28 protein-coding genes are annotated in these 25,586 nt (G+C 67.7%); 14 read left to right on the forward strand and 14 right to left on the reverse strand.

The genetic code is table 11. The features are described from left to right. Window positions 1-20: 20 nt before the first annotated feature. The 8 genes from ACFU5V_RS30540 to ACFU5V_RS30575 form a co-directional block, all read right to left on the reverse strand. Entirely contained in the window at window positions 21-1,172 is a 1,152-nt protein-coding gene (locus tag ACFU5V_RS30540) for an alpha/beta hydrolase family protein (protein WP_378437810.1), read from the reverse strand. Next, window positions 1,169-2,080: a biphenyl-2,3-diol 1,2-dioxygenase gene (bphC, locus tag ACFU5V_RS30545; protein WP_378703569.1), complete on the reverse strand. Its 912-nt coding sequence runs from the start codon at window positions 2,078-2,080 to the stop codon at window positions 1,169-1,171. Before bphC ends, ACFU5V_RS30540 begins: the two co-directional genes overlap by 4 nt. Window positions 2,081-2,167: 87 nt before the next feature. Beyond that, the gene (locus ACFU5V_RS30550; protein ID WP_378437814.1) at window positions 2,168-3,346 is read right to left on the reverse strand and encodes an acyl-CoA dehydrogenase family protein; all 1,179 of its coding nucleotides are present in this window, start codon (window positions 3,344-3,346) and stop codon (window positions 2,168-2,170) included. A gap of 40 nt (window positions 3,347-3,386) precedes the next feature. Next, complete coding sequence (dmpG, locus tag ACFU5V_RS30555) at window positions 3,387-4,445, reverse strand: 4-hydroxy-2-oxovalerate aldolase (protein ID WP_378703570.1); 1,059 nt, start codon at window positions 4,443-4,445, stop codon at window positions 3,387-3,389. 38 nt (window positions 4,446-4,483) lie between these two features. Continuing rightward, the gene (locus ACFU5V_RS30560) at window positions 4,484-5,389 is read right to left on the reverse strand and encodes an acetaldehyde dehydrogenase (acetylating) (protein WP_208613740.1); all 906 of its coding nucleotides are present in this window, start codon (window positions 5,387-5,389) and stop codon (window positions 4,484-4,486) included. Between the two features lie 7 nt (window positions 5,390-5,396). Beyond that, a complete protein-coding gene (locus tag ACFU5V_RS30565) occupies window positions 5,397-6,182 on the reverse strand; it encodes a 2-keto-4-pentenoate hydratase (RefSeq protein ID WP_378703572.1) in 786 nt (261 codons plus the stop codon). Beyond that, window positions 6,182-7,894: an FAD-binding protein gene (locus tag ACFU5V_RS30570; RefSeq protein ID WP_378703573.1), complete on the reverse strand. Its 1,713-nt coding sequence runs from the start codon at window positions 7,892-7,894 to the stop codon at window positions 6,182-6,184. The genes ACFU5V_RS30565 and ACFU5V_RS30570 overlap by 1 nt, the downstream gene beginning before the upstream one ends. Next, window positions 7,891-8,766 carry an alpha/beta fold hydrolase gene (locus ACFU5V_RS30575; RefSeq protein ID WP_378703575.1) on the reverse strand — a complete coding sequence of 292 codons (876 nt, stop codon included), beginning with the start codon at window positions 8,764-8,766 and terminating at the stop codon, window positions 7,891-7,893. The genes ACFU5V_RS30570 and ACFU5V_RS30575 overlap by 4 nt, the downstream gene beginning before the upstream one ends. 196 nt (window positions 8,767-8,962) lie before the next feature. On the opposite strand from ACFU5V_RS30575, the gene ACFU5V_RS30580 reads away from it, so the two are divergent. Beyond that, complete coding sequence (locus tag ACFU5V_RS30580; RefSeq protein WP_378703576.1) at window positions 8,963-9,499, forward strand: flavin reductase family protein; 537 nt, start codon at window positions 8,963-8,965, stop codon at window positions 9,497-9,499. 33 nt (window positions 9,500-9,532) lie between these two features. Here ACFU5V_RS30580 and ACFU5V_RS30585 read toward each other — a convergent pair whose 3' ends face one another. Further along, a complete protein-coding gene (locus ACFU5V_RS30585; RefSeq protein ID WP_378433047.1) occupies window positions 9,533-10,426 on the reverse strand; it encodes an IclR family transcriptional regulator in 894 nt (297 codons plus the stop codon). A gap of 201 nt (window positions 10,427-10,627) precedes the next feature. Between ACFU5V_RS30585 and ACFU5V_RS30590 the strand changes: the two genes are divergently transcribed. Both ACFU5V_RS30590 and ACFU5V_RS30595 read left to right on the forward strand, forming a co-directional pair. Then, window positions 10,628-11,524, forward strand: coding sequence for a TIGR03619 family F420-dependent LLM class oxidoreductase (locus ACFU5V_RS30590; RefSeq protein WP_378703577.1), 897 nt, complete (start codon window positions 10,628-10,630; stop codon window positions 11,522-11,524). Then, the gene (locus ACFU5V_RS30595; protein WP_378703578.1) at window positions 11,521-12,003 is read left to right on the forward strand and encodes a nuclear transport factor 2 family protein; all 483 of its coding nucleotides are present in this window, start codon (window positions 11,521-11,523) and stop codon (window positions 12,001-12,003) included. The genes ACFU5V_RS30590 and ACFU5V_RS30595 overlap by 4 nt, the downstream gene beginning before the upstream one ends. 71 nt (window positions 12,004-12,074) lie before the next feature. Here ACFU5V_RS30595 and ACFU5V_RS30600 read toward each other — a convergent pair whose 3' ends face one another. Beyond that, window positions 12,075-13,538 (reverse strand): MFS transporter, encoded by a 1,464-nt coding sequence (locus ACFU5V_RS30600; RefSeq protein WP_378703580.1) that lies wholly within the window; start codon window positions 13,536-13,538, stop codon window positions 12,075-12,077. Window positions 13,539-13,785: 247 nt separating this feature from the next. On the opposite strand from ACFU5V_RS30600, the gene ACFU5V_RS30605 reads away from it, so the two are divergent. The 5 genes from ACFU5V_RS30605 to ACFU5V_RS30625 all read left to right on the forward strand — a co-directional run bounded on the left by ACFU5V_RS30605 (window position 13,786) and on the right by ACFU5V_RS30625 (window position 17,982). Beyond that, window positions 13,786-14,721 (forward strand): 3-oxoacyl-ACP reductase, encoded by a 936-nt coding sequence (locus ACFU5V_RS30605; protein ID WP_378703581.1) that lies wholly within the window; start codon window positions 13,786-13,788, stop codon window positions 14,719-14,721. A gap of 25 nt (window positions 14,722-14,746) precedes the next feature. Next, a complete protein-coding gene (locus ACFU5V_RS30610) occupies window positions 14,747-15,490 on the forward strand; it encodes an SDR family NAD(P)-dependent oxidoreductase (protein WP_378703582.1) in 744 nt (247 codons plus the stop codon). A 24-nt stretch (window positions 15,491-15,514) separates the two neighbouring features. Further along, window positions 15,515-16,348, forward strand: a complete 834-nt coding sequence (locus ACFU5V_RS30615; protein ID WP_378703584.1) for a mycofactocin-coupled SDR family oxidoreductase — start codon at window positions 15,515-15,517, stop codon at window positions 16,346-16,348. A gap of 91 nt (window positions 16,349-16,439) precedes the next feature. Continuing rightward, a complete protein-coding gene (locus ACFU5V_RS30620; protein ID WP_276135706.1) occupies window positions 16,440-16,979 on the forward strand; it encodes a MarR family winged helix-turn-helix transcriptional regulator in 540 nt (179 codons plus the stop codon). A 16-nt stretch (window positions 16,980-16,995) separates the two neighbouring features. Further along, window positions 16,996-17,982 (forward strand): helix-turn-helix domain-containing protein, encoded by a 987-nt coding sequence (locus ACFU5V_RS30625; protein WP_378703586.1) that lies wholly within the window; start codon window positions 16,996-16,998, stop codon window positions 17,980-17,982. On the opposite strand, the gene ACFU5V_RS30630 is transcribed toward ACFU5V_RS30625, so the two are convergent. Continuing rightward, window positions 17,954-18,556 carry a metallophosphoesterase gene (locus tag ACFU5V_RS30630; protein ID WP_378703588.1) on the reverse strand — a complete coding sequence of 201 codons (603 nt, stop codon included), beginning with the start codon at window positions 18,554-18,556 and terminating at the stop codon, window positions 17,954-17,956. The two genes, ACFU5V_RS30625 and ACFU5V_RS30630, sit on opposite strands and share 29 nt — an antisense overlap. After that, window positions 18,553-18,987 carry a hypothetical protein gene (locus ACFU5V_RS30635; RefSeq protein ID WP_378433058.1) on the reverse strand — a complete coding sequence of 145 codons (435 nt, stop codon included), beginning with the start codon at window positions 18,985-18,987 and terminating at the stop codon, window positions 18,553-18,555. The genes ACFU5V_RS30630 and ACFU5V_RS30635 overlap by 4 nt, the downstream gene beginning before the upstream one ends. A 171-nt stretch (window positions 18,988-19,158) precedes the next feature. Between ACFU5V_RS30635 and ACFU5V_RS30640 the strand changes: the two genes are divergently transcribed. From ACFU5V_RS30640 to ACFU5V_RS30655, 4 genes are all read left to right on the forward strand, one after another. After that, window positions 19,159-19,602, forward strand: coding sequence for a hypothetical protein (locus tag ACFU5V_RS30640; RefSeq protein WP_378703590.1), 444 nt, complete (start codon window positions 19,159-19,161; stop codon window positions 19,600-19,602). Between the two features lie 154 nt (window positions 19,603-19,756). Next, window positions 19,757-20,128, forward strand: coding sequence for a hypothetical protein (locus ACFU5V_RS30645; protein ID WP_378433060.1), 372 nt, complete (start codon window positions 19,757-19,759; stop codon window positions 20,126-20,128). A gap of 17 nt (window positions 20,129-20,145) precedes the next feature. Next, window positions 20,146-20,922 (forward strand): class I SAM-dependent methyltransferase, encoded by a 777-nt coding sequence (locus ACFU5V_RS30650; RefSeq protein ID WP_378703592.1) that lies wholly within the window; start codon window positions 20,146-20,148, stop codon window positions 20,920-20,922. Window positions 20,923-21,661: 739 nt separating this feature from the next. Beyond that, on the forward strand, window positions 21,662-22,159 hold the full coding sequence (locus tag ACFU5V_RS30655; protein WP_378703593.1) for a hypothetical protein: 498 nt from the start codon (window positions 21,662-21,664) through the stop codon (window positions 22,157-22,159). Between the two features lie 110 nt (window positions 22,160-22,269). On the opposite strand, the gene ACFU5V_RS30660 is transcribed toward ACFU5V_RS30655, so the two are convergent. Further along, on the reverse strand, window positions 22,270-22,884 hold the full coding sequence (locus ACFU5V_RS30660) for a hypothetical protein (protein ID WP_378703594.1): 615 nt from the start codon (window positions 22,882-22,884) through the stop codon (window positions 22,270-22,272). A gap of 243 nt (window positions 22,885-23,127) precedes the next feature. Here ACFU5V_RS30660 and ACFU5V_RS30665 point away from each other — a divergent pair, with 243 nt between their 5' ends. Further along, window positions 23,128-23,514 (forward strand): hypothetical protein, encoded by a 387-nt coding sequence (locus ACFU5V_RS30665; RefSeq protein WP_378703596.1) that lies wholly within the window; start codon window positions 23,128-23,130, stop codon window positions 23,512-23,514. Window positions 23,515-23,603: 89 nt separating this feature from the next. Here ACFU5V_RS30665 and ACFU5V_RS30670 read toward each other — a convergent pair whose 3' ends face one another. Beyond that, window positions 23,604-24,146, reverse strand: coding sequence for a hypothetical protein (locus ACFU5V_RS30670; RefSeq protein WP_378703598.1), 543 nt, complete (start codon window positions 24,144-24,146; stop codon window positions 23,604-23,606). Between the two features lie 55 nt (window positions 24,147-24,201). Between ACFU5V_RS30670 and ACFU5V_RS30675 the strand changes: the two genes are divergently transcribed. Then, on the forward strand, window positions 24,202-24,876 hold the full coding sequence (locus ACFU5V_RS30675; protein WP_378703602.1) for a hypothetical protein: 675 nt from the start codon (window positions 24,202-24,204) through the stop codon (window positions 24,874-24,876). The last annotated feature ends 710 nt before the right edge of the window (window positions 24,877-25,586 follow it).

The following is a 25,586-nucleotide window of genomic DNA, read 5'->3' on the forward strand; positions in this document are numbered from 1 at the left end:
CACAGTTGACGGGTGCATTCTCAGCGAGCAAGAATGCCGGCGACGAAATCCTGCGCGTCCTGCTGCGACGCCCCGATCGTCCCGCGATGGTCCGCACCCTCGTACGTCCGATACGTGAGTTCGTTCCCGTTGTCCTGCAACGTCTTCACCATCAGATCCGTCGACGGTTTGCTCACCACCACGTCACCGGAACTCTGCGCGACCAGCGTCGGGACCTGCACGTGAACCCTCGACGGCTCCTGGCGGCCCAGGTACTCCGTCAGCGGCCCCAGGTCGGCGTCGGGGCGGAAGACCTGACCCGCGGGCATGGGCGGCACCTTCCGGATGTCGTCGATGCACCCGGTCCGCGCCGCCGTGAGCAGCGGTTGCGCCTGCTCCGTCAGCAACGCCGACGGGTCGATCGCGGGATCGGCGGCCTGCGCGCCGAGGAGGATCAGCGGGAGGAACGCCTCGGCCGCTTCGATACCCGGCACACCCGAGCGGAAGTACTGCGGCGTCTGGTCGAGTCCGCTGCCCGGGGCGATCGCCACGGCACCTCCGAGGTCGAGTTCCGGGGCGCGCTCCCCTGCCTGCGCGGCGGTGAACAGCGCCGCCTGCCCACCCTGGCTGTGCCCGATCACGAACCACGTCGAGCCGACCGCCGGATCCACGTCGCGGGCGGCGCGAACGATGTCCACGACGGCGTTCACCTCCGTGTCACCGTTGATGTACGGATGGATTCCCGGCGTCCCCAGACCCTGGTAGTCCGTGCTCACCACCGCGTACCCCTTCGCCACCCAGTCGTCGAGGGACGCATTGACCCCGGAGAGGTAACTGTGGGCGGGGCCGCCCGCGAAATCCGCGGACGGGGCGCAAGCGTCCGCGACGCCGGTGGTGCCGTGCGCCCAGCTGATCACCGGATACCCGCCGTCGGGTGCCGGCGTGCGGGGAATCGCCACGGTGCCCGACACCACGACCGGGTCACCGTTGCCGTCCTGCGACGCATAGGTGATCACCTCGGTCCGCGCGGCGCTCGGCAATGCCGGACCGTCATCGACGGCGCGGGACGAGAGTAGCTGACCCGGCCGGGGCGACGTGTCGGTGACAGTCTCGGAAGCCGCACTGGAACAGGCACTTCCACCGAGGAGGACGAGCGCGGCCACCGCGCCGATCCGGGCGCGCGAGACCGTCATGAGAACGCCGCCAGCGGCTCGGAACCCGACCAGTCGTGGCCCCAGTAACTGTCCGCGGTGATCTCCTCGGCGGTGTAGTGCGCCTCGTCGACGAGCATGCCCTCCGTGCCGAATTCGAGGTCCCAGCCGCCGGGGGCGCGCACGTAGAACGACACCATGCGGTCGTTGGTGTGACGGCCGAGGGTCGACGAGATGGAGAAGCCGAGCGTGCCGAGCCGGTCGAGGGCCTGCCCGACGGCGTCGAGGGAGTCGACCTCCGTCATCAGGTGCACCATCCCGGGTTCGCCGCTGTGCGGTGCGGGGCACAACGCGAGGCTGTGATGGCGCTGGTTGACGCCCATGAACCGCACGCGGCGGGCCGGTCCCGGGGCGTCGGCCGGTCCGAGGCGGATCGCGCCGCGGGGCAGGAACCCGAGCATCTCGGTGTAGAACGTGTAGGCCTCCTCGAACGCCGGCGTCGGGAGGACCACGTGGCCCAGCCCCTGCGCGCCGGTGACGAAGCGGCCTCCGTGCGGGGTGACGACGGGACTGTGGTCGAGCACCGGCCCGAAGAACACCTCCACCCGGGTGCCGGACGGATCGTCGAACGCGATCACCTGTTCGGCGTCGCGGTAGCGCGACTCCTCCTCGGACAGGACGTCGACCGCGACGCCCGACTTCTCCACCTGCTCCCGCACTCGCTGGAGTGCGAACTGGTCGCGCACCTCCCACCCCACGGCGAGCGCCTTGTCCGTGTCGCCGGGCAGGACGATCAGCCGTGACCGCCGCTCGTCGACGCGCAGGTACAGGCCGCCGGGCTCGGGGCCCGACCCCTCGGCCATGCCCAGCCCGTCCACCACCAGCTCCCGCCAGCGTGGCACGTCCTTCGTCTGGATCCGCAGATAGCCGAGCCCTCGGATGTCGGTCATGTGAAGTCCTTTCCTGGAGGCGGCTCCGCCGCCCGTGCGTGGTTGACGAGTCCCTGGACTCCTTAACCACTCACGGGCGCGAAGCGCCTAGATCATGGAGCGGTGGATGCCCTGGGGTTCGCCACCGAGCTGGGTGAGGGCCGACGAGTGGAAGATCGATCCCGGCACGTGGATGGCGTGGGACAGGCCGGCGTGGGCGTCCCGCCAGAAACGCTGCATGGGCGTCTTCAGTTGGAGCGCACCGCCGCCGGAGCGCGCGAAGATCTCGTCCACGGCGCGCACCGCCCGCCAGGCGGCGGCCGTCTGGGTGCGCCGACCGATGGAGCGGAGTTCGAACGAGATGTCCTGCCCCTTCTCGGTCATGTCCCAGAACCGGTCGACCGTCTCCAGGATCGCCGCCCGCGACGCCGCGATCTCCGCGGCCGCCTCGCCGATCGCGAACAGCACGTAGGGGTCGTCCTTGATCGGGGTGCCGGAGACGGTGACGCGTTCGCGTTGCGCGTTGAGGTGGCAGGCCAGCGCGCCCTCGGCGATGCCGATGAGCGAGGACGTGATGCCGAGCGGGAAGATGCACGAGAACGGGAAGTTGTAGAGCGTCTGGGTGCGGCCGAACTCCTTCGGCGCGGAACCGTCGAAGACCTTGTCGGCCTGCAGCGTCCGGTGCTGCGGGATGAATGCGTCCTTGACGATCAGGTCCTTGGACCCGGTGCCGCGTAGTCCGACGACGTTCCAGCTGTCCTGGTCGATGTCGTAGTCCGAGCGCGGCAGCAGCACGTGCAGGATCTTCGGGGGCATCACCCGGTTGCCGTCCTGGTCGCCGACGGCGGCGCCGATCATGACCCACCCGCAGTGGTCGGTGCCCGAGGAGAACGACCACCGTCCGTTGAGGACGTAGCCGCCGTCCACGGGCACGGCCACCCCCATCGGGGCGTACGGCGACGCCATCCACATGTCGGAGTCCTCGCCCCACACCTCGTCCTGCGCGGTGCGGTCGAAGAACGCCAGCTCCCACGGGTGGACGCCGACGATGCCGCTGACCCAGCCCGCGGCTCCGTCGATGGCGCCGATGCCCATCGCGGTCTCCGCGAATTCACGCGGATGCGATTCGTATCCGCCGTACTCCTTGGGCTGCAGCATCCGCATCACCCCGGAGTCGCGCAGCCTCTTCGCGGACGTGTCCGACAGGCGCATCAGCTTGTCGCCCTCGACGCCCTCCGCGCGGATCTCGTCCGCGTACTGTTCGATCCTGTCAAGAACCTGGCCCATGATGATCTCGGCTTTCTGGTGTCGGTACCCGGCGGAACGCCTAGGCGGACTTCTTCTCGGCGACTGCGGAACTCGCGGACTTCCGGCCTGCGAGTCCGAGGGCGATCTCGATCAGCTGGTCTTCCTGACCGCCGACGAGCTTGCGCCTGCCGGCCTCGATGAGGATTTCCGCACCGGACACGCCGTACCGGCGGGCGTGGGAGTCGGCGTGCTTGAGGAAGCTGGAGTACACGCCCGCGTAGCCCATGGTCAGCGACAGCCGGTCGAGCAGGCAGTCGCCGTCCATGATCGGCCGGACGACGTCCTCGGCGGCGTCGATGATCTTCAGAGTGTCGATGCCGGTGCGGATTCCGAGCTTCTCGGCGACTGCCGCGAACGCCTCGACCGGGGTGTTGCCCGCGCCGGCGCCGAAACGCCGGGTGGAGCCGTCGATCTGCAAGGCGCCCGCCTCGACGGCAAGCACCGAGTTGGCGACACCGAGGCCGAGGTTCTCGTGCCCGTGGAAACCGACCTGCGCGTCGTCGCCGAGTTCGGTCACCAAGGCGGACACACGGTCGCTGACGGCGTTCAGGATCAGCGCTCCGGCCGAGTCCACCACGTACACGCACTGGCAGCCGGCATCCGCCATGATCCGCGCCTGCTGCGCGAGAACCTCCGGCGGCTGGCTATGGGACATCATCAGGAACCCGACCGTCTCCAGCCCGAGTTCGCGGGCGAGCCCGAAATGTTGCACGGAGATGTCGGCTTCGGTGCAGTGCGTGGCGATGCGGCAGATGCTCGCGCCGTTGTCCGCGGCCTCCCGGATGTCGGACTGGACACCCAGTCCGGGGAGCATGAGGAACGCGATCCTCGCCCGTTCCGCCGTCTCCACCGCGGCCTTGATCAGTTCCTGTTCCGGGGTGTGGCTGAAGCCGTAGTTGAACGAGGAACCGCCGAGTCCGTCGCCGTGCGTGACCTCGATGACCGGGACCCCGGCGGCGTCGAGAGCCCCGACGATCGAGCGGACGTGGTCGACGGTGAACTGGTGTCGCTTGGCGTGGGAGCCGTCGCGCAGCGACGAGTCCGTCACCCGGATGTCGAGTTCGGCACTGTAAGGCATCGGTAGTCCTTCGAAGAGTGAATGTGGGGCGGACGCGCTCAGACGCTTGCGCCGAGGATCTGCGTCGCGAAGCTCTCGCCGACCTTGGTGGCGGCGGCGGTCATGATGTCGAGGTTGCCGGAGTATGGCGGCAGGAAGTCCCCGGCGCCCTCGACCTCGAGGAAGATGCCGACGCGGGCCAGTCCTCCACTGATCGGCGTCGGGTCGTCGAATTGCGGTTCGGCGCGCAGACGGTATCCGGGGACGTACGCCTGCACGGATGCCGCGACGTCGTGGATGGACGCGGTGATGGCGCCGCGGTCGGCGTCGGCGGGAATGGAGCAGAACACGGTGTCCTTCATGAACATCGGCGGTTCGGCCGGGTTCAGGATGATGATCGCCTTGCCCTTCTTCGCCCCGCCGATCGTCTCGATGCCGCGGCTCGTGGTGATCGTGAACTCGTCGATGTTCGCGCGGGTACCCGGGCCCGCGGACGGCGAGGCCACGCTGGCGACGATCTCGGCGTACGCGACGTCGGTGATCCGCGAGACGGCATGGACCATGGGGATGGTCGCCTGGCCGCCGCACGTGATGAGGTTGACGTTCGGAGCGGTGCGGTGCTCGCCCATGTTCACGGCGGGCACGACCGCGGGTCCGAGCGCGGCGGGGGTGAGGTCGACGGCCTGGATGCCGAGTTCCCGGTAGCGGGGCGCGTTCGCCCGGTGCACGTAGGCCGAGGTGGCCTCGAAGACGATGTCGGGGCGCTCGTCCTGGGCGAGCAGCCAGTCGACGCCCTCGGCGCTGGCGATCACACCCCGGTCGGCGGCGCGCTTCAGTCCCTCGCTGTCGGGGTCGACGCCGATCATCCAGCGGGGCTCGATGATCTCCGAGCGGAGGAGTTTGTACATCAGGTCGGTGCCGATGTTGCCGGATCCGACGATCGCGGCGAGAGCCTTGGTCACAATTGTCGCCTTACTTGAATTCTACTGATACGGAACCGATGTCACTGAAGTCGGCGCGGAACACGTCGCCGGGGCGGGCGTCGATCGCGCGGGTGCAGGAGCCGGGCAGGATCACGTGCCCGGCCTCGAGCCGCACTCCGAAGCTCGCGACCTTCCGCGCCAGCCAGGCCACGGCCTTCGTGGGATTGCCGAGCACCGCCGACGCCTCGCCCCGCGCGATCTCGTCCTCGCCCTGGTAGAGCACCGCGGAGATCGCTCCGATGTCGACGTTCGCCGGTTCCACCCGTCCGGCGCCGAGGATCACTCCGGCCGAGGACGCGTTGTCGGCGATGGTGTCGGCGAGCCCGATCTTCCAGTCCGTGATGCGGGAGTCGATCAGTTCGATACTGGGAACGATGTATTCGGTGGCCGCGAGCACGTCGGCCTCGGTGCACCCCTCGCCCGGCAGTGTTTCGCCGAGGACGTACCCGATCTCCACCTCGATGCGCGGGTAGCAGAACCGCGCGGTGTCGATCGGCGTCCCCTCTGCGTACACCATGCTCGACAGCAGATGTCCGTAGTCGGGTTCGTCGACGCCCATCATCTTCTGCATGACCTCGGAGGACAGTCCGACTTTGTGGCCGTACACCGTCTCCCCCGCCGCCAGCCGTGCCCGGATGTTGAGCAGCGCGATCTCGTAGGCGTCGACGACGTCGATGCCCGGGAACACGGTGGTCAGCGGATCGATGGGGGCGCGGTTCTGTTCGGCGTTCCGCAGGAGGTGGGCGGCGGACAGTCGCTGCGCGTCGCTCAGCATCACGCCACCTCTCCCGCACGTGAGTGCTGTCGTGTGTTCCGGGACTCTTTGCCACTCACGTGGGCGACGTGCTGCGCGGCGATGTAGCCGAACACCATGGCGGGACCGATGGTCGCGCCCGCGCCTGCGTATTCGTTGCCCATCACCGATGCCGACGTGTTGCCGGTGGCGTACAGGCCGTCGATGACGGTCCCGTCCGCGCGGAGCACCCGGGCGTCGGCGTCGGTGACGAGTCCGCCCTTCGTGCCCAGGTCGCCTGCCTCGCAGCGGATCGCGTAGAACGGCCCCTGCGTGATCTCGTCGAGGCACGGGTTCTTCATCGTCGGGTCGCCGTAGTACCGGTCGTACGCGCTGTCGCCGCGGCCGAAGTCCTCGTCGGTGCCGCTGCGGGCGAAGCCGTTGAACCGGTCGACGGTGGCGACGAGGGTGTCGGCTCGGACGCCGATCTTCTCCGCGAGGTCACGCAACGTGTCGGCCTTGTGCACGACTCCGGAGTCGTAGAACCCCTGCGGGAACGGCACACCCGGCAGCACCTGCGCGAACGGGTACCGCGACTTCGCCTTGGTGTCCATGACGAACCACGCCGGGACGTGGCCGCCGTCGAGTTGGTCGTGGACGAAGTTCACGTACGGCGACGACTCGTTGGTGAAGCGTTCGCCGCGGCCGTTCACGATGACGGACGGCGGAATGCACCGCTCCGAGACGAGCGGGATCACAGCGCCCATCGGGTGCAGCACCGACGGCATCCACCAGGCGTCGTCCATGAGGTCGACTGCGGCGCCGAGCTTCTGGCCGGCGACGATGCCGTCGCCGGTGTTCTCACGGGCGCCGGCGCTGACGTCCGGAACGCCGTGCCGGGGCAGGTACTTGGCCCGCATGTCCTGGTTGTGGTCGAACCCGCCGGTCGCGAGCAGCACGCCGCGGCGGGCGCCGATCCGGACCGTCTGTCCGTCGCGCTCGGCGAGCACACCCACGACCGCGCCGGTGCCGTCGACGATCAGTTCCGTCATCGACGTCTTCAGCCACAGCGGCACCCCGGCGTCCTTGAGGATCATCCGCATCCGCGCCACCAGTGCGCGTCCGCCGGTCGCCATGTGGCGTCGGCGGACCATGTTGGACGCCACCCGCCACGCCGCCACCAGCGACGCCTTGCGGCCCTTCCACGTACGCTTGACCATCGCGAGGTCGTGGTAGTCCTTCGAGGTGACCCACAGGCCCAGCGGACCCTTCATGCTGTTGGGGCGCTGGAACTGCTCGTCCTCCTTCAGCGCCCGGGTGTCGAACGGGATGCATTCGATGGTGCGCCCGAGCGGCCGCCCGCCCTCGTATTCCGGGTGGTAGTCGGAGTAGCCCTTCACCCAGTACAGCTTCATGTGCGGGCTGCGGTCGAGGAGTTCCATCAGCTCGGGCCCCTTGTCGACGAACGCGTCGAGCCGGTCGGCGGCGACGGTGCCCTCGGTGATGATGTCGAGGTAGCGGCGGATCGACTCCCTCGAGTCGATCACACCCTTCTCCCGCAGTGTCGGGGCGTTGGGTATCCAGATGCCGCCGCCGGAGATGGCGGTGGATCCGCCGAACGTCGCACCCTTGTCGATGACGAGGGTGTCGATCCCGCGGTGGGCCGCGGTGATCGCCGCGGCCATGCCGCCGCCACCGCTGCCGACGACGAGGAAATCGACCGTGGTGTCGAAGGTTTCTGCGGCGGCGCTCATCGTCCGCTGCCGTCCTTGCGGAGGAGGAACGCGAGGACGGCGCTCTCGAACGCCGTCTTCTGCTCGATCATCGCCCAGTGCCCGCAGTTCGGGAACACGTGCAGTTCCGCCCGCGGGATCGACCGCATCGGGATGATCGCCATGTCCAGCGGGCTGACCCGGTCGTCGCGGCCCCAGGTGAGCAGCGTCGGCGCCGTCACCTTGTGCAGCTGGGCCCAGTACGGGGTGGCGTCGGATTCGAGTGCGGCCTTGGCGCCGGCCTCGAACGCGGCCTTGCTGTACATCTTGCGGGCGCTGGCGAGGGTCTCGGGGTCGGTGGCCTGCGTCCAGCGTTCCTCGATCAGTTCCTCGGTGACCATCGCGGGGTCGAACACCATCGAGTGCAGCCACGCGATCAGTCGTTCCCGGGTGGGGTCGTCCGTGAACTCCATCAGGAGATTGATGCCCTCGCCGGGGCCGGGGCTGAAGAGGTTCCTGCCGACGCCGCCGATGGTGATCAGCTTGGAAACCCGGTCGGGGTGTGCGATCGCGAACTGGGTGGCGACGATGCCGCCCATCGAGTTTCCGAGCATCGCCACCTCGTCGAGTCCGAGCCCGTCGAGGAAACGGAGCACCGCGTCGCCCGCGGTGAGCATCGGATGACCGCCGAAGTCGTCGCTGACCCCGAATCCCGGGAACTCCAGGACGAAGGTGCGGAAGTGCTCGGCGAAGACGCCGAGGTTGCCGCGGAAGTTGCGCCATCCCGTCACGCCGGGGCCGGAGCCGTGCAGCAGCAGAAGTGGCGGGCCGTCGCCGGCCTCGTGGTAGCGAAGCACGCCGAGGTCGGTCTTCAGCTCCTTCAGGGTGCCCTCGTAACTCGAGTCAGTCGTCATGCTCGATCACGTTGCCAGCGTGTTCCCGGCTCGGACAGGAGCGATCCCGGTCAGCGAGACACCGCCCCGCCCCGGCACCGTCCGGGCGAGGACTTCCACTGACCGAGACGGAATCTCGTGACCGTTCGGGGCGTCCCTAGCCTCGGGGTCGATCGCCGAATCGGTCGGCGACGCAAGAGCAATCGGAGGCGGTCTGATGGCAACCGAGCCGGCCGGAAGCAAGCCCGCGGCACACCCGGACGCACCGCCACCGGACGAGATGCGCCGAGCCCTAGGACAATTCGCCAGCGGGGTCACGGTCGTGACGGGACTCGACACGGAGGGCCCGGTGGGTTTCACATGCCAGTCGTTCGCGTCGGTGTCTCTGGAGCCGCCGCTGATCCTGTTCTGCGCCGATCACCGCGGCCGGGCATGGCCGCGCATCCGGCGGTCGGGGCGGTTCACGATCAACGTGCTGCACGAGGACCAGACGGACCTCTGCGCCCGGTTCGGGTCGAGCCGGGGCGCCAAGTTCGACGGGCTCGCGTGGGAGCCGTCGCGGTGGTCGACGCCGTCGCTGCCGGGGGTCCTTCTGCGCGTGCACGCGGACGTGCAGTCCGTGCACACCGCCGGCGATCACGACGTCGTGATCGGACGTGTCCGGGAACTGGAATCGGTGTGTGAGGAGCGGCCGATGGTGTTCTTCCGGGGCGGTTTCGGCCTCGATGCCGCCCCGCGCCCCGTGCGTGCGTAAAGAGTCCAGGGACTCGTCACGCACGCACGGGCGCTACAGCCATTGCCCCGACTGCACCGCGAGCAGCTGGTCGAGGGTCTCGGTCGACCACGAGCTGTCCGGGATCTCCGGGGTCCGGCGGCCGCGGCGGGGCGTTCCCAGTTCGGGGTGCAGCGTCCGGGTGACTTCCCGGGCGGCGTCGACGACGAGCGGGGCGACGCGCTCGAGTTGGACGGTGCGCGCGTCTCCGCACAGCGAGATGCCGGCGACCGGCCCGTCGGCGCTGCGGACCGCGACACCGACGCATCCGATTCCGCGCACCGCCTCCCCGCGCTCGAAGGCGAGACCGCGGCGCTGCCGGATCCGGTTGAGTTCCTGGTGCAGTGTGGACAGTTCGGTGATCGTGCGGTCGGTGCTCCGGCTGAGCCGCGGCCCGTACATGCCATCGACCTGTTCCGGGTCGACCCACGCGAGCATCGCCTTGCCGCCCGCCGTCGTGTAGGCGGGCACGCGCCCACCCACCCGCGACGGTAGGCTCGCGGCCATCCGCCCGCCCACCTTGTCCAGGTACACGCTCTCCGCGCCGTCCAGCACGGCCAGGTGCACGACCATTCCGGTCTGCATGTGCAGTTCGTGCAGCAGCGGCGCGGCCGCGGCCCGAACCTGACCGTGTCCGTTGTCGCCGCCGCCGAGTCCCATCGCCCGCCGCCCGAGGCAGTAGCCGAAGCTGGCGTGGTCGACCCAGTCGAGGCGAACCAGTTGGTCGAGGATGCGGTGAACCGTGGACCGTGGCAGCCGGGTGCGGCACGCCACCTCCTCGAGGGTCAGGCGCGACGTGCGGCCGTCGAACGCGTCGAGGATCAGCGTCATCCGCTCGACCATCGACGGCGGTAGATCCTTCTTCGCAGCGGGTACCGACAGTGCATCATCCGAATCGACGACAGTCATCGACGCCTCCAAATATCCTGGTCACACGCATACGTCCGACAAAAACTGAAATGAATTCTTAAAATGTACCAGCCGCGCCCGCCGCGGGGAAGGAATCGGACAACCGCCGCGTCCGGTCACCGGGAATGTCCGCGCACCCCGCGGGTGCCTCCACTACAACGGTGACGACAGACCGAACCCCGACAGCGGAGTAACCAACTGATGCACATAGGAATCGCCCCGCCCATCGTCATCGCGCACCCCGCCGTCCGCGCGGACTGGGAACTCGGCGCCGGCATCGCGGAGTTGACCGCGATCGCCCGCACGGCCGACCGCCTCGGCTACCACCACCTCACGTGCAGCGAGCACGTCGCCGTCCCCACCGACGTCGCGGTCGAGCGCGGCGGCACCTACTGGGACCCGCTCGCGACCCTCGGGTTCCTCGCCGCACAGACCACCGGCATCCGCCTGGCCACCCAGGTCCTGGTGCTCGGTTATCACCACCCGCTCGAGATCGCGAAACGCTACGGCACGCTCGACGTCGTCAGCGGCGGCCGGCTCGTGCTGGGGCTGGGCGTGGGCAGCCTGCGCGAGGAATTCGACCTGCTCGGCGCCCACTTCGACGACCGCGGCGCCCGCGCCGACGACGCCCTCGCGGCGCTCCGGGCGTCCCTGTCGAAACCGAGGCCCGAGTACCACGGCACGTTCTTCGACTTCGACGGCGTCGTCGTCGAACCGCACGCCGTCCAGCCGCGGGTCCCGCTGTGGATCGGAGGCCGGACCCGGCGATCGCTGCGCCGCGCGGTGACACTCGGCGACGGATGGGTGCCGTTCGGTCTGTCGCTCGACGAGTTGTGTGCGCTGCTCGCCGAGTTCGATCTCCCCGACGGCTTCGAGGTGGTCCTCAGTGCCGGCGCGCCGCTCGACCCGATCGGCTCCCGCGACACCGTGGCCCGCGCCCTCGAACGCCGACGCGACGCCGGCACCACCGTCGTCAGCGCCACCCTCGCGTCCACGAGTGCAGCTCACTACTGCGAGCAACTGGACGCCCTCCGGCAGCTGGGCGACGAACTCGGCCTCACCTTCCGCACCACGACCGAAGACAGGATCCGCCCATGACCGGCACCGAAGAACTCGTCCGCACACTCGCCGAACGCGTCACCGCCCTCGAGGACAAGCTCGCCATCCTCGAGCTGATGACCGCCTACGGTCCCGCCATCGACAGCGGCTCGGCCGACGCCGTCGCGCGGCTGTGGACCGAGGACGGCGTGTACGACGTCGACACCGGGGTGATGCGCGGGCACGCGGCCATCACGGCGATGGTGCAGTCGCAGGCACATCAGAGCTGGATCGGCGGGGGCTGCGCGCACATGCTGGAGCCCGGGCACGTGCGCGTCGACGGCGACACCGCGGTGGCCACGTGCAAGTCGCAGTTGATCGTTCACGACGACGCCGGGTTCCGGGTCCACCGGATCACCGCAAACCGGTGGGAGCTCGCCAAGATCGACGGCGAGTGGAAGGTGACCCGCCGCGTCAATCGGCTGCTCGACGGCCGCGAGGAGGCGCGCACCCTGCTGGCGGCCGGTGTGCGCGCCTGAGTTCGGCGTCAGCTGCACCGAAACGAGGCCCGCAGATGCTGCGGGCCTCGTATCGTCTGCGCTTGGAATTGTCAGGCGACCATCTCCGACGTGGGTACCGCCGTGTCGACCGGACGCTCGATCTTGTTGCGGGTGAGGAGAAGTCCCATCAGCGCGGCCAGCAGTCCGGCGACGGCGAGCGTGGAGAAGGCGTACACGAACCCCTTCTCCGAGTACTGCGCGGCGCGGCCCACCAGCACGACACCGGGGATCGCGACGATCGCGATCATCACCTGACTGCCGATCGCGCTGCCCAGCGAACCGGACAGGTTCAGCATCCCGCCTGCGATCCCCTGCGTCTGCGCGGGGACGGTGCGCATGATGAGGTTCGGCAGCGTCGCCGACGCGGAACCGAGACCCAGACCGATCACCAACTGTCCGAACATCATCTGGACCGTCGAGTCGTGCAGGGTGGCGAGCAGGAACGACCCGAGCGCGAGGGACGCGCCGCCGAACACCAGAACCGGCGCCGGGCCGATGCGCCGGGTGAAGTAGCCGCCCACCGGGCCCGCGATCATCGACACGACACCCGTCGGAACGGTGTAGATCGCGACGGCGAGGGCGGTGACGCCGAATCCGTAGCCGAGACCGAGGTCGGGATCGGTCATCACGAACATCGGGATGAGCATCGAATGGCTGACCAGGACGAACTGGACGAAACCGCTGGCGGCCAGCGTCTTCGCGACGGGGCCGTGCCTGAGCATCTGCAGGTCGACGAGCGGTTCCTTCGGCCTGCGTTCGTAGAGCAGCCAGCCGGCGAGAACGGCGATCCCGCCGCCGACGCACAGCAGCGTCTGCGGTGCCGTGTATCCCCATGCGGTTGCCTTGCCGATGCCGAACAGCAGCACGAACGCGCCGAGTCCGAGGATGGCCGCGCCGAGCACGTCCAGCTTCGACCGCGTGCGCAGGGCGGTCTCGGGCACGAAGATCGCGACCGCGATACCGACGACCGCGACGTGGAGAAGTTGCGCCCAGAACACGCCGGTGTAGCCGAAGTGGTCGATGAGGTAGCCGCCGATGATCGGTCCGAGGATGGTGCTGGCACCCATTCCCGTGGCGACGAATCCCACCGCCACCGGAATGATCGACGGTGGCAGGATGTCGCGGATCAGCCCGTAGGCGAGCACGAGGATCGCCATGCCCGCGCCCTGGAGGCCGCGGCCCACGAGGAACAGTTCGAAGTTGGGGGCCAGCGCTCCGAGGAGTGATCCGGCGCCGAATACCGCAGCCGACACGAGCATCATCCGCTTCTTGCCGTAGATGTCGCCGAGTTTGCCGACGAGCGGAGTCGAGGCGGCGAGCACGAGCGTGACGATCGTGATCACCCAGCCGACGTTCGCGGTGCCGAAGTGTTTCGCGATCTCCGGCAGCGCCGGGGTGACGAAGTTGTAGGCGAGCGGGATGACCTCGACCAGAAGGATGATCAGGGCCAGGAGGGCGAACGACTTCCCGCGTGAGAGCGGTGCGCGCTCCGCCTCACCTGGGGACAGGGGCATGTTATGCATATGTGGCTCCGGGGGATTCGAGTGGATCAGCACGCCAAACCTGACATGGCGCACAGTGACGTCGACCACAGTTCCCACTCACCGAGACCTGCCCGCAGCCGGTGCCCGGTGACGCGAAGCGGCACGAATAGTAGAAAACATTCCTGCATGATATTGCGACCATCTAGTGACTGATCAGTGGTTAATGCGATACAACTAGAATGAAATCTAATTTTCTCTTCGCGGATCAGGAGTTCCCATGACGGAATCACTCAGCCTCACCGGACGCACCGCCGTCGTCACCGGCGCCGGCGCAGGCCTCGGCCGGGCCGAAGCCCTCGCACTCGCCGCCGCCGGAGCCGCGGTCGTCGTCAACGACATGGGCGACGCCGCACACGAGGTCGCCTCGCAGATCACCGCGGCCGGCGGCCGGGCCGTCGCCGTCACCGGTGACGTCTCCGACTGGGCGCTCGGCGCGCACCTCGTCGACGAGGCCGTCCGCGCGTTCGGATCGATGGACATCCTCGTCAACAACGCCGGAATCCTGCGCGACAAGATGATTTTCAACCTCTCCGAATCCGACTGGGACGACGTCATCCGCGTCCACCTGAAGGGGCACGCCGCCACGTCGCGCGCCGCGGCCGTGCACTGGCGCGAGGCGAGCAAGACCGCCGGCGGCCCGGTGTACGGGCGGGTCGTCAACACGTCGTCGGAGGCGTTCCTGTTCGGGTCCGCGGGACAGCCCAACTACTCGGCCGCGAAGGCCGGCATCACCGCCCTCACACTGTCGACCGCGCAGGGCCTGTCCCGCTACGGGATTCGGGCCAACGCGATCTGCCCGCGCGCCAGGACGGCCATGACCGCCGGCGCGTTCGGCGAGAACCCGGGCGACACGGGCCTCGACCCCCTGTCCCCCGAACGGGTCGCCACCCTCGTCCACTACCTGGCCTCCCCCGCCGCCGACGCGATCACCGGGCAGGTGTTCGTCGTCTACGGCAAGATGGTCGCGCTCATGGAGGCGCCGAAGGTCGAGAACCGCTTCGACGCCGCGGGTTCCGCGTTCTCACCCGAGGAGCTCGACGGCCTCCTCACACCGTATTTCGCCGGTCGCGGACCGTACGAGAACTACGCGGCGTTCAGCGTCGCCGAACTGGAGAAGGTCGCGCTGGCGACCGGCGACCTCGCCGGTGCCTGAGCCGCGATCGCAGGAGGAGCACGCGATGAGGCTGCACAGTAAGACGGCGATCGTGACCGGCGGCGCCGGCGGCATCGGACGGGCCGTGACGACGGTGTTCGTCCGCGAGGGCGCGAACGTCCTGTTCGTCGACATCGACGAACAACGCGGCCGGGAACTCGAGCAGGAACTGGGAGCGGCCGCCCGTTTTCTGAACGCCGACATCTCCCGGCGCGAGTCCGCCGAGCAGATCCGGGACGCCGCCGTCGCGGCGTTCGGATCCGTGGACGTACTGGTCAACAACGCCCACGCGTCGCGGCAGGCGCTGCTGATCGACCACACCCAGGAGATGTTCGACCTCTCGTTCCAGACCGGGTTCTATCCGGTGGTGCACCTCATGCAGGCCTGCTACGAGCAGTTGAAGGCGGCGAAGGGTTCGGTGATCAACTTCGCGTCGGGGTCCGGGCTCGACGGCATGCCCACCCAGACGTCGTACGCCGCCGCGAAGGAAGCGATTCGCGGGGTGAGCCGGGTGGCGGCCAACGAATGGGCGGCCGATCAGATCCGGGTGAACGTGATCTGCCCGTTCGCCGCGACCGAGGGCGTCCTCGCCTGGCAGGAACAATTCCCCGACCGCGCCGCCGCCTCCGTCGCGAAGGTTCCGCTGCAGCGCATCGGCGACCCCGAGACCGACATCGCACCCGTCGCCGTGTTCCTCGCGTCCGACGATTCCCGATACATGACCGGCCAGACACTGATGGCGGACGGCGGAAGCATCAAGCTGCGCTGATCCGCCCGGACAGGAGAGAAGACGATGAACGAATTCCAGGGCCGAGTCGCCCTGATCACCGGCGGCGCCCGCGGCCAGGGACGCAGCCACGCGGTGGCACTGGCGGAACGCGGGGCAGACATCGTGCTGTGCGACCGCTGCGAGGACAGCCCGGCGGTGAACTACCCCCTGGCCACCGCCGCCGACCTCGACGAGACCGCCGAACTGGTGCGCGCCACCGGCCGCGGGTGCCTCACCGCCAAGGCGGACACCGCCGACCGGGCCGCGATGGACGCACTCGTCGCGGAGGCGGAGTCCGAGTTCGGGCGGATCGATATCGCGGTCGCGAATGCCGGTGTCTCCGTGGCCGCCCCGGTGCAGTCGCTCACGCAGGAACAGTGGTCGGAGGCGATCGGTTCCAACCTCACCGGCGTCTTCAACACGGTCGGAGCGGTCGCGCCCGGCATGATCCGGCGGGGATACGGCCGGATCGTCACCATCTCGTCGATGCTGGGCCGCGCAGGCAGCACCAACATGGCCGCGTACGGGGCGTCGAAGTGGGGCGTCATCGGCCTCACCAAGAGCGCGGCGCTCGACCTCGCCCCGCACGGGATCACCGTGAATGCGATTGCACCGGGCAACATCTCGACTCCGATGATCCACAACGACGCCCTCTACCGGATGATGCGTCCCGATCTGGAGGCACCCGCCGCGGAGGATGTGGAACCGGTGTTCGCCGGCCTGCACGCCCAGCCTGTGCCGTGGCTGGACGTCGCCGAGATCACCCGCGTCGTGCTGTTCCTCGCCGCCGAGGGCAGCGCGCACATCAGCGGCATCGTCCTGCCCGTCGACGCGGGTACTGCCGCCCGCGGCCTGTGAGTACTTATTAACCGCCCGACGTTGATATGTACTCACGGGTGGAGGTTGATCAAGGCTTTGACCATGTCTGTTTCGGCGCTAGTCTGAACGCATGCCCGAGGAGACGACCGACCAGAGCGATTTGGACTTCCTGTCCTTCATGGACTTCGCGGTGGGCAAGACCGTGGACGAGTTGCCGGAGGTCGATCCGGTGTCGATGCGGCTGGTTCTCGCGCTGCACCGGGTGACGAGCGCCCTCGTCTACGACCTCGAGGCGACGGTCCACCGGCCGAGCGGGTGGAGCTGGCCCGGGTTCCGGGTGCTGTTCGTGTTGTGGCTCGCCGGACCGTGCGAGGCCAAGCGGGTGGCGTCGCTGTCCGGGATGAGCAGGTCTGCGGTGTCGGCCCTGGTGAACACGCTCGAGCGCGACGGGCTCGTGACCCGGCGACCGTCGGCCGGCGACCGTCGCGCGGTCGATCTCGAGCTGACGGACGCCGGGCGCGAGGCCATCGTCAGCACGTACTCGGCGCACAACAAGCGTGAGCAGACGTGGACCGAGACGCTGACACCGTCGGAACGGGTCGTCCTGATCGGGTTGCTGGAGAAGATGGCGTCGGGCACCGCCGCCCGCGAAGCCGTCAAACGCAGCTAGCCGTGTCGAGCAGGTGATGGCCGTGAGCAGTCCCATCCGTCCCGGGGAGCGGCTTCTCGTGTCGTTCGACGAGTTCCGCGAGTCGGTGAGCGACGCGTTCGTCCCCCTCGAGATGACGTCCGCGGACCACGACGACTTCCGCGGCGTGGTGCGCGGCGCGACGGTCGGGGCGGTCCGGATCAGCGAGGTCACGGCCGCCCCGCACGTCATTCGGCGCACGCCGCGGACGATCCGCGCCGCCAACCCGGACTACTTCAAACTCGGACTGCAGGTGGGCGGCTGCTGCGTCCTCGCCCAGGACGGCCGGGAAGCTGCGCTCACGCCGGGCGACTTCGCGATCTACGACACGACCCGCCCGTACCAACTGTCGTTCGACGACCGGTTCCGGATGCTGGTCGTGATGTTCCCCCGTAACCTCCTGCGGGTCCCGCCCGACGGCATCGCGCAACTCACCGCGCGCCGGATGTCGGGCAGGCAGGGGCTCGGCGCCGTCGTCACGCCCCTGTTGCGCGGACTCGGCGAGCAGATCGCCGACGCCTCCCCCACCGTCGCGCTGCACCTCGGCGACGCCGTCCTCGACCTCGTCGCCGCGGCGTTCGCGGAGCAACTCCACCTCGCCGACGGGCTGATTCCGCGGTCGCGCGGGGACGAACTGCAGGCCCGGGTCACCGCGTTCATCGACGAGCGGCTCGCCGACCGCGAGCTGAATCTACAGTCGATTGCCGCCGCCCACCACATCTCGGTGCGCCACCTGCAGAAGATGTTCGAGGCCGAGGGCGACACGGTGAGCGGATGGATTCGGCGCCGCCGGCTCGACCAGTGCCGACGGGATCTCGCCGACCCCCGATACCGCGAGCTGCCCGTCTCGGTCATCGGTGCCCGCTGGGGTTTCGCCGACGCCGCCCACTTCTCCCGGCTGTTCAAGGCCACCCACGGATCGACGCCCCGCGCCTATCGCGCCGAAGCCACACCGCTCACGGAGACGGCGCGTCGGATTCGATGATCTCCGCGACCTCGTCGACGTGGACGGGTCTGCGCCAACTGTCCCAGCCGACGTGGATCTGCCGCGGATGAACGGCGGCGTCCAGCACCGCGGATTGGTGAGTGTGTCCGTGCAGCAACCAGTCTCCCCCGTCCTGCAGGCGGTATTTCACGCCCCGGTCCTCCTCGGTGTGGTCGCCGGTGTACGGGAAATGCGACAGCAGCACCGTCCGGCCCGCGACCGTCCGTCGTGCGAACAGCTGCACCGACGCGAACGTGTCCAGGAAGGCCCGCTGCCGGATGCGGCTGTTGCGGTTCGCCATCGGATGGCACGAGTCGTGATTGCCGGGGATCAGATGCAGCTCGACGTTCCGTTTCCGCGAGAATTCGTGCAGTGCGCGGAGCGCCCAGTCCTCGGCGGCTTTGCCGCCGACGGTGACGTCGCCGAGTATCCACAGTTGGTCGCCGCTCCCGACGGCGGTGCCCAGACCGTCGAGGATGGATTCGTCGTGCGCGTCGATCTCCGCGTCAAAGCCACGGATCTCCACCAGCCGCGCGTGACGAAGGTGCAGGTCGGACGTGAACCAGACGCTCATGCCAGGAACCGCGACCGCAGCTCCGCGAAGAACGCTGCCGACAGCCGGGCGAAGTCGTCGGCGCTCACCCGGATCGGGTCGCCGATCTCGAGCTTCAGGACGGACTGGTCGGGGACATACTTCAGGACGCTGATACCGCGCAAGACCCCGCCGTTGTCCATCAACGAGTCGGCGAGGATCTCGACCTCGTTGAGCGGGTTCGAGTCCTTGCCCGTCACCGCCCGCACCCGGTGGACGAAGTAGCGGTCCAGCGCGAGGACCATGTTGCCGAAGAACAGGGGCTCGAAATCCTCCAGCGCGGCGAAGACCTTCTTGCCTGTGACCTCGCCCGCGATCGCTCCCGTCAGCGACGTGTACGCGGCGAGTTGTCCCGCGACGGACGCCTCGGCGTGGTCGATCTCATCCGGCGTGTAGTTCTTCCGTCCGAGCACTTCGCCGTCTCCTTCGATGCACCGGGTGCCGGATCGACACGCTGAGAACTCCCAGACCAGCAGTGTTCCACCTTTCGCGTCCCAGCGGATCGGGGTTGGAGGTGCGATACTCCCGGGTGACTCCTCGCTCGTATCGAAACCGGCAACCGAGAAGTCCGGAAGGATGCACCGATGAAGGTCACGATCGCACGAACCGCAGGAATTGCCGCCGCAGTCACAGGCATGGGTCTACTCGCCGCACCCACGGCGTACGCAGCACCCGAAGACCTCGCCGTGGATATCGCCGTGGAAGGGAACGCGGTGGTCATGGATGTCGAATACGCCGTCCCCGGGGCGGTGGTGTGCGTGCTGAACATCCTCACGGAGGGCGAAACCACGCCCACCGTCTTCGTAGGCCCGACGACCGTGATGGGCGGGGGCGACGGCGAACTGAGGGCCACCGTCGATCCCGGCACGTACACGGTGCAATGGTCCTGCTCGAGCATTCCGTCTTTCGAGCAGTGGGGCACCGCCCCGCCGCTGACCAACGGCACCGAGGACCCCGTCGAGGTCACCGTCACCGACACGTCCGGGCCGGGCGGCGGCGGCTCGTCGGGCAGCCCGTTCGGCAGCTGACGGCCCCCGCGCACGTGAGCGGCAAAGCGTGTTCGGGCACTCTTTCGCACTCACGTATGCGGGATCGGCGAACTTCCTGAACCGACGCGTAACAAAACCGGTGCGAGCGGGGATTGACAGTACGGAATCCCGCAACGGACAGGAACCCTCCGCCATGGCTACCGTCACGCACATCGATATCGCTCGCGCCCGCCGCTCCCGTCGGGTTCTCTTCATCGGAAACCCCACCCGGTACAAAGAGGTGTCGCACTGGGCGATGGTCAAGCAGTGGATGGTCGTCCACGGACTCGAGCCCGTCCGGAAGCTGGACGGCCCCGCGCTCTGCGCGATCGTCACCGAGGACGTCCTCGACGGCATCGGCTCCCCTCAGGACGCGCAGGCGATCAAGAATGCCCGTGAACAGGGCATACCGTGTATCAGTGTGCACGACAGCACCCAGATCTGGCAGGCCACGGCCCGCGTCCGCGCGTCCATCGCGCGGTCCGGGGGCGGCGCGCACTCCAGCCCGCACCACCAGGGAGCCTGAGAGAACCGGACGCCGTCGTGGTCGATTGGGACGGCGAAGGCTACGCCGATGTCGGCGCACTGCAGCGCGCCGTCGCGGAGCAGTCGATCGCGGAGCTCACCCTCGCCGGCACCGAACGTCTGCTGGACGTGGGGTGCGGCGACGGATTCGTCACGCTCCAGATCGCCGAGCGACTCCCCCACGGGTCGGTCGTCGGGGTGGACGCTTCCCCGCGAATGATCGCGAAGGCCGAGTCCAGGGCTGTGCCGGACGGCGCCCGCGCCGAGTTCCATATCGGCGACGTACGCGACCTCCCGTTCGACGGCGAGTTCGACGTCGCGGTGTCGTTCAACGCGCTGCACTGGGTCCCCGACCTGCAGGTGGCGTTGACCGCGATCGCCCGCAGCGTCGTGTTAGGTGGCCGTGTGATCGTCCAGATGGTGTGCGCTAGCCCACGGACCAGCGTCGAGGACGTGATGATGGCCATCTCGGCGCGCCCACGGTGGGCGGAGTTCTTCACCGACTTCACGGCGCCGTTCATCCACGTCGAACCGGACAAGTTCCGCGACCTCGCGAAAGCAGCAGGACTCGACACCACCGACCTCGTCGTCCGCGACGTCGAATGGGACTTCGGTTCCCGACCTGAATTCACGCGGTGGTGCACCGTCGGGTCCACCGACTGGACCACGCACCTCGACGACGCAGCCGTCCCCGAGTTCATGGACGACGTCGCCCGCGAGTACGAGCTGATCTCCCGACGCCCGGGGTTGTTCCTGTTCACCCAGATGCGCGCGGAACTCGTGCGGACGTCCTGACCCGCCGACGACGCGAGCCCGCACGGTGATGCCCCCAGTCGGACTCGCAACATCTTCCCGGCACACGTAGAGCGTCCGCATGCTGTTCGACCTGGCCCAAACCTGCCAAACTCTTACCCGCACTTGCCGCGATTTACCGCCCACCTGTGGACCAAACGTGGGCACGCCCGGCCGCCCAAGGACGCACAATACAAGCCGATGGGATTGTAACGATGCCGCTCCGCATCCCGACTTACAGGTAGACGAAAGGTATCGAGATTGACGCGCTGGGATTCGCCGCAGGTGAGGCACATGGACGTGGTACCCGCTGACGAGACACTGACCCATCTGGGCAAGCACCGTGCAGACGGCACCTTTCACTTCGCGGACGAACCGAAGTGGCGATCAATCACGCGCGACCCTTGGGTCGAGGTAGATATCTCTATGCTTGAGGGAAAGCATTCTGTCCAATTGGCCGGCAAACGTGTCCGTAGAATGACCGCCCCCGAAAGGGTTCGACGCCGCGACGCCGTGCGATACTTTCGGGCAGGTGACCTTTTGACAAGTCACTACTACACGATGCGGACACCTACCCGCTACCTTCCCGAGCACGTCAGTGTGTACGGCGACATGGGGGAATTGCAGACTAAGTGTCCAGTCCAGCAAGACGCCCTCACCTTCGAGGCGATTCATCACACCTGGTGGACCGCGTCGGAGCGTGTCAGACTGAGTGAATTGGAGCTTGAGAGGATCGGTTGGGATGGCAGCTAACGTGCCCTATTGGGTCGGGGAGCGTGTCCACCAAATGCCTACAATCCTGCAGCACTGGGATGGTATGCCCACCGCCACGCTATCCAAAATCACCGGTGGGGCTCGCCTCCTATGGATCTTCCACGAGGACTTTCCCGAGCAGTACGGCCTCTTCGTTCACCTGACGGATTACGAAGCACAGAGGGTTTACGACACCCCGAGTGACAGTGGTCTACTGGAAGAAGTACGAGCGATTCTGAGAGATCGCGACGCATTCGTCTACCGGAAGGACGGAGACTCATTCGGCTCTCTCCCCTTCCGCATAACGAAAAGTGGGAGCGAACCTCGGTTTGCCGAATACCTCTGGCAAGCAGCCGAGGAAACTCCATTAACGATGGACATGGGCAAGTACCTATCTGGAAGGCGTAATCGCGCTCAGACAGACGTCGAGGCGCTGGCAGACGCACGCGCGAACACCCTGGATGACGCAACTGCGGCGAAAATCTAGCCGTTCCAGACTCGGAGACCCCGTGGTTACGAATCAGGCCGCCGCGCGATGCGGCAACCGCACGTCGAACTTGACCGAGAGCCCCTGCTGCCCCGGTATGTCCCAGAGCTTCAGCCGCTTTGCGAAATCGCGGTGCCGGCCGTCGATAGGGTAGGCCGAGTACAGCGCTTCGTCTTCACCATCCTTCGCCGGCGACGGGTCTGCGCCGAACCCACTCGACGCGGTACAGATCGAACGTCTGCCGCACCACGCCGTCGACTTCGTCGCGCGGCACCCATCTGTTTCACGTCCCGGCTCTTCAGCTCTTCCACATGCCGAGCGTCAACGCAAAGCCGTCGGACAGACGCGCCGCGACGAGCCCCGTCGCGTCGTCGGGCTTCGAGCAGTCGAGAAAAAGAGCGACCTGATCGCCCGATCGAGCGCCAGGTCGCCGCGTCCAAGGTGTCGCGCTTGCGAGGGTTGACCCAAGCGTCGGCCGCGAGTCCGTTCAAAAAGAAGCGTATCGCGTCGGCGACCGTCGTGCGGCGGTTGAGGATATCGTCTTCGAGTCGGTCGAGGTCGGACCGCGGTGCATCCATGTAGGCCGCGGCAAGACCGGCCCGGCGCGACTCGTCGTCGAGTAGGTCGGTGTCGGGCGCTGCCTCGATCGAGTCATAGCGGATGTCTCGCCGCTTCGCGTTCGGGTGCTGCTGTTCCTGCCAGGCATCGAACGCCCTGCTTGGCAACCGAGTCCATGCCTGAGCCTTGCGCGTTGGTGTACTCGAAGACGCGCGCCTACTGCTCGGCCGGCGACTAGCCGACGTTGCGTCGAGCGGCTGCGACGACGTCGTGGCCGCCGTTGGTTTTGGTCATGTGATTCGACGCGTTGAGCATGATGTGAGTCGCAGGGTCGCCCTCGGCCTCTTCTGCGAGGCCGTCAGCAGCTCGTTTCGGCCGACCTGCGCGAGCGTCGTTCTCGTGTCGCCGCAGTGGAAGCCGAACTCATCGAGGGTCAACTGCGGCAGCATCGCGTTCGCGACGCGCAATACATCCTTCGCCTTCGCTTCCGAGTTCTCCGCGATCTGCACGAGCGGCAGCCGGTGCCTGATGCCGATGATGCGGCCGTGCTTGTCTCGACCGATCTGCGTCGGATCGCAAAGCTCGAGGTTGCAGATCGAGCCGCCGAACGGATCTTTGCCGGTGCCCTTCGAGCCCCGTTTGATCGCCGAGCGGTTCCGCCAGCAGCCCGTCACCGCGTCGACGGCGTCGACGGCGTCAACGGCGAAGGCGCGAAGGCGCGAAGGCGGCGAAGGCGAGCATCAGAAACACCTTCTGGCCGCGGGTGTAGCGCCACGGTGCGCCCGTCGTCGGGTTGACGAACCACTTCTCAGCGAAGCGGATCAGCTCGGGCCGAGCGAGACCTCGGGAGCTCGGCGAGCCGGTCGGGACGATTCCACGGCACGTATCACCCGGCCACGGAAATCGTTCGCCACGCGCCCGAGCTCTCGTCGATCGAATAACCCGGCAGCAGTTCAGTCTTCGGCGGCTCGATCGTGTCAGCAGCCGAGGACATCGCGGTAATCGTCCATGCGGGCGACGCGAGTCCGGGCTTCGCCGTCGCGTCGGCGAATGCCTGCGGGCGACGTAGCGCAGCCGCAGGTCTCGGCGGAAGTCTATCGTCGTGCCGAGCAGCCTCTCGCGCGAGCGCAGCTTGGTCGATGCCTTCACGTCGGCGTCGTGGTACTCCGCGGCGATCAGCGCGGTATCCCTCATAAACTGCCAATCCGAATCCATCCAGAGGAGGCAGTGCGGCATCGTCGAGGCGGCTTTTCACCACCTGCGCGTGATGGTCGGCCAGCTCTTCCCCTGAAGTCGCTTCGAGGGGCAGCTTCGGCGCGCCCTCGAGCAGGACATCGGGCACGTCAGTCCAGTCGTGTTTGAGGGCACGCCGATTGATCCGCCGCCCTTCGGGCTTCGGCTTCCGCCCCGCTACGCCCGTGCCGACCACCTCCGTTTCGCTGTTGAGTTGTGTGACCTGCGCGTCTGCCCGGCATGATGCAACCGTGAAGAAATATGTTTGGGCGCTCTGGGTAGTGCCCCTACTGCTGTTTGGTCTCGCCGTAGTCGCCACTCTCGTCATTCTCGCCATCCAACCGACGGACCCGGGCGCTACCAGTCCCGTTCCTGCCAAGCTGCAACTCGTCGCCGCTGTCGTGGCGCCACTTGGCGCCGTCTTCACCACGGTCGGAGTGGGTGTCGCGCTCTTTGTTGCGATCCGTGACAGCCGTCGTTTTGCCCGTGAGGAAAGTCGGAGGCGACGGGAGGACACTGAGCGTCGAGCCGATCAAGCCCGCCTGGTCCAGTTGAAATCTCGCGTCCCAGAAATGCCGGACGAAACCACTAGGGCCGTCTTCGAGGTGCAGAATTTCAGTACATCGACGATTTTCGACCTCACATGCGAAATAGAGACGAGCGTCGCAAATCGAATGGATCCTTCACCCGAGTTTCCTACGGGACTGCCCGTGCACCTGTATCCGCAGGTGTCCGCGCTTAAACCGGGAGAGACATGGACGTGGTCGCGCTCGTGGAACGCGGAAGACATCGACGAAGCAATCTCCACAACCTTTGTTGCATTCACCGATGCCGCTGGTGTGCGTTGGGTGCGGTTCGAGGGCCAACCACCAGTGCTCGCTGATCCAGCGCAATTGCACCCCGCGGCGACGCTCTGGGTCGATTGACGTGTGAAATAGCCCAAGTCGCTAACCTGCGATCTTTCACACAGATTGCGCGGCTCTATGCCCTCCGTTGGCGCCGGACCCGGGGGGAGGGTGCGCACCCGGTGCATAACCGCAGTTCAGAGATGTTTCCTCCTCGGGGCACGAGTGGGGTCGCCGGGGTGCTTTCAGGGGGTCGCCGGCGACGTCCGGCACGCCTGCAACGGCTTCCCGCCCCGTCTTCGCCCGGTGATGCGGCACGCGGAGTGTCTGGCCGTTGGCGACGTCGTACTCGACGCCCCCGTCGGGCACGTTGTCGACGTGGTCGACGTGGTCGACGTGGTCGGCCTGGGCGTCGGCGGGCCTCGCCGTCGGGCTGCCCTGGTATCCGCCACTCGCGGCACCGATAGCCCTCGCGCCGCAGCACCTCTCGTCGCCACGCTCAGCGCATTGCGGTGCCGGTGTGGCTCGACCCCCTTCACCAACGCCATGAGGCCCACCCCTCACGTATGGCATAAGTCATTCAGGCTGTCGAGCGCCTCGCTGACCATCGTTGCGCCCGCTATTCGCCAGCGGATTTGACACTGTCACTACACGAGGTCGAATTCGACGTTGTACGTCATGGCGAGTGACCTCCACCTAGTGTGCCGGTCCGGAAATCTTCGCCATATATTTGGTGAGGGAGTCGAGGATCTCCTCCGCGGTCTTGCGCCAGACGAAGGGTTTGGGGTCTT

The organism is Rhodococcus sp. NPDC057529, from assembly GCF_042802055.1.
GTDB lineage: Bacteria > Actinomycetota > Actinomycetes > Mycobacteriales > Mycobacteriaceae > Rhodococcus_F.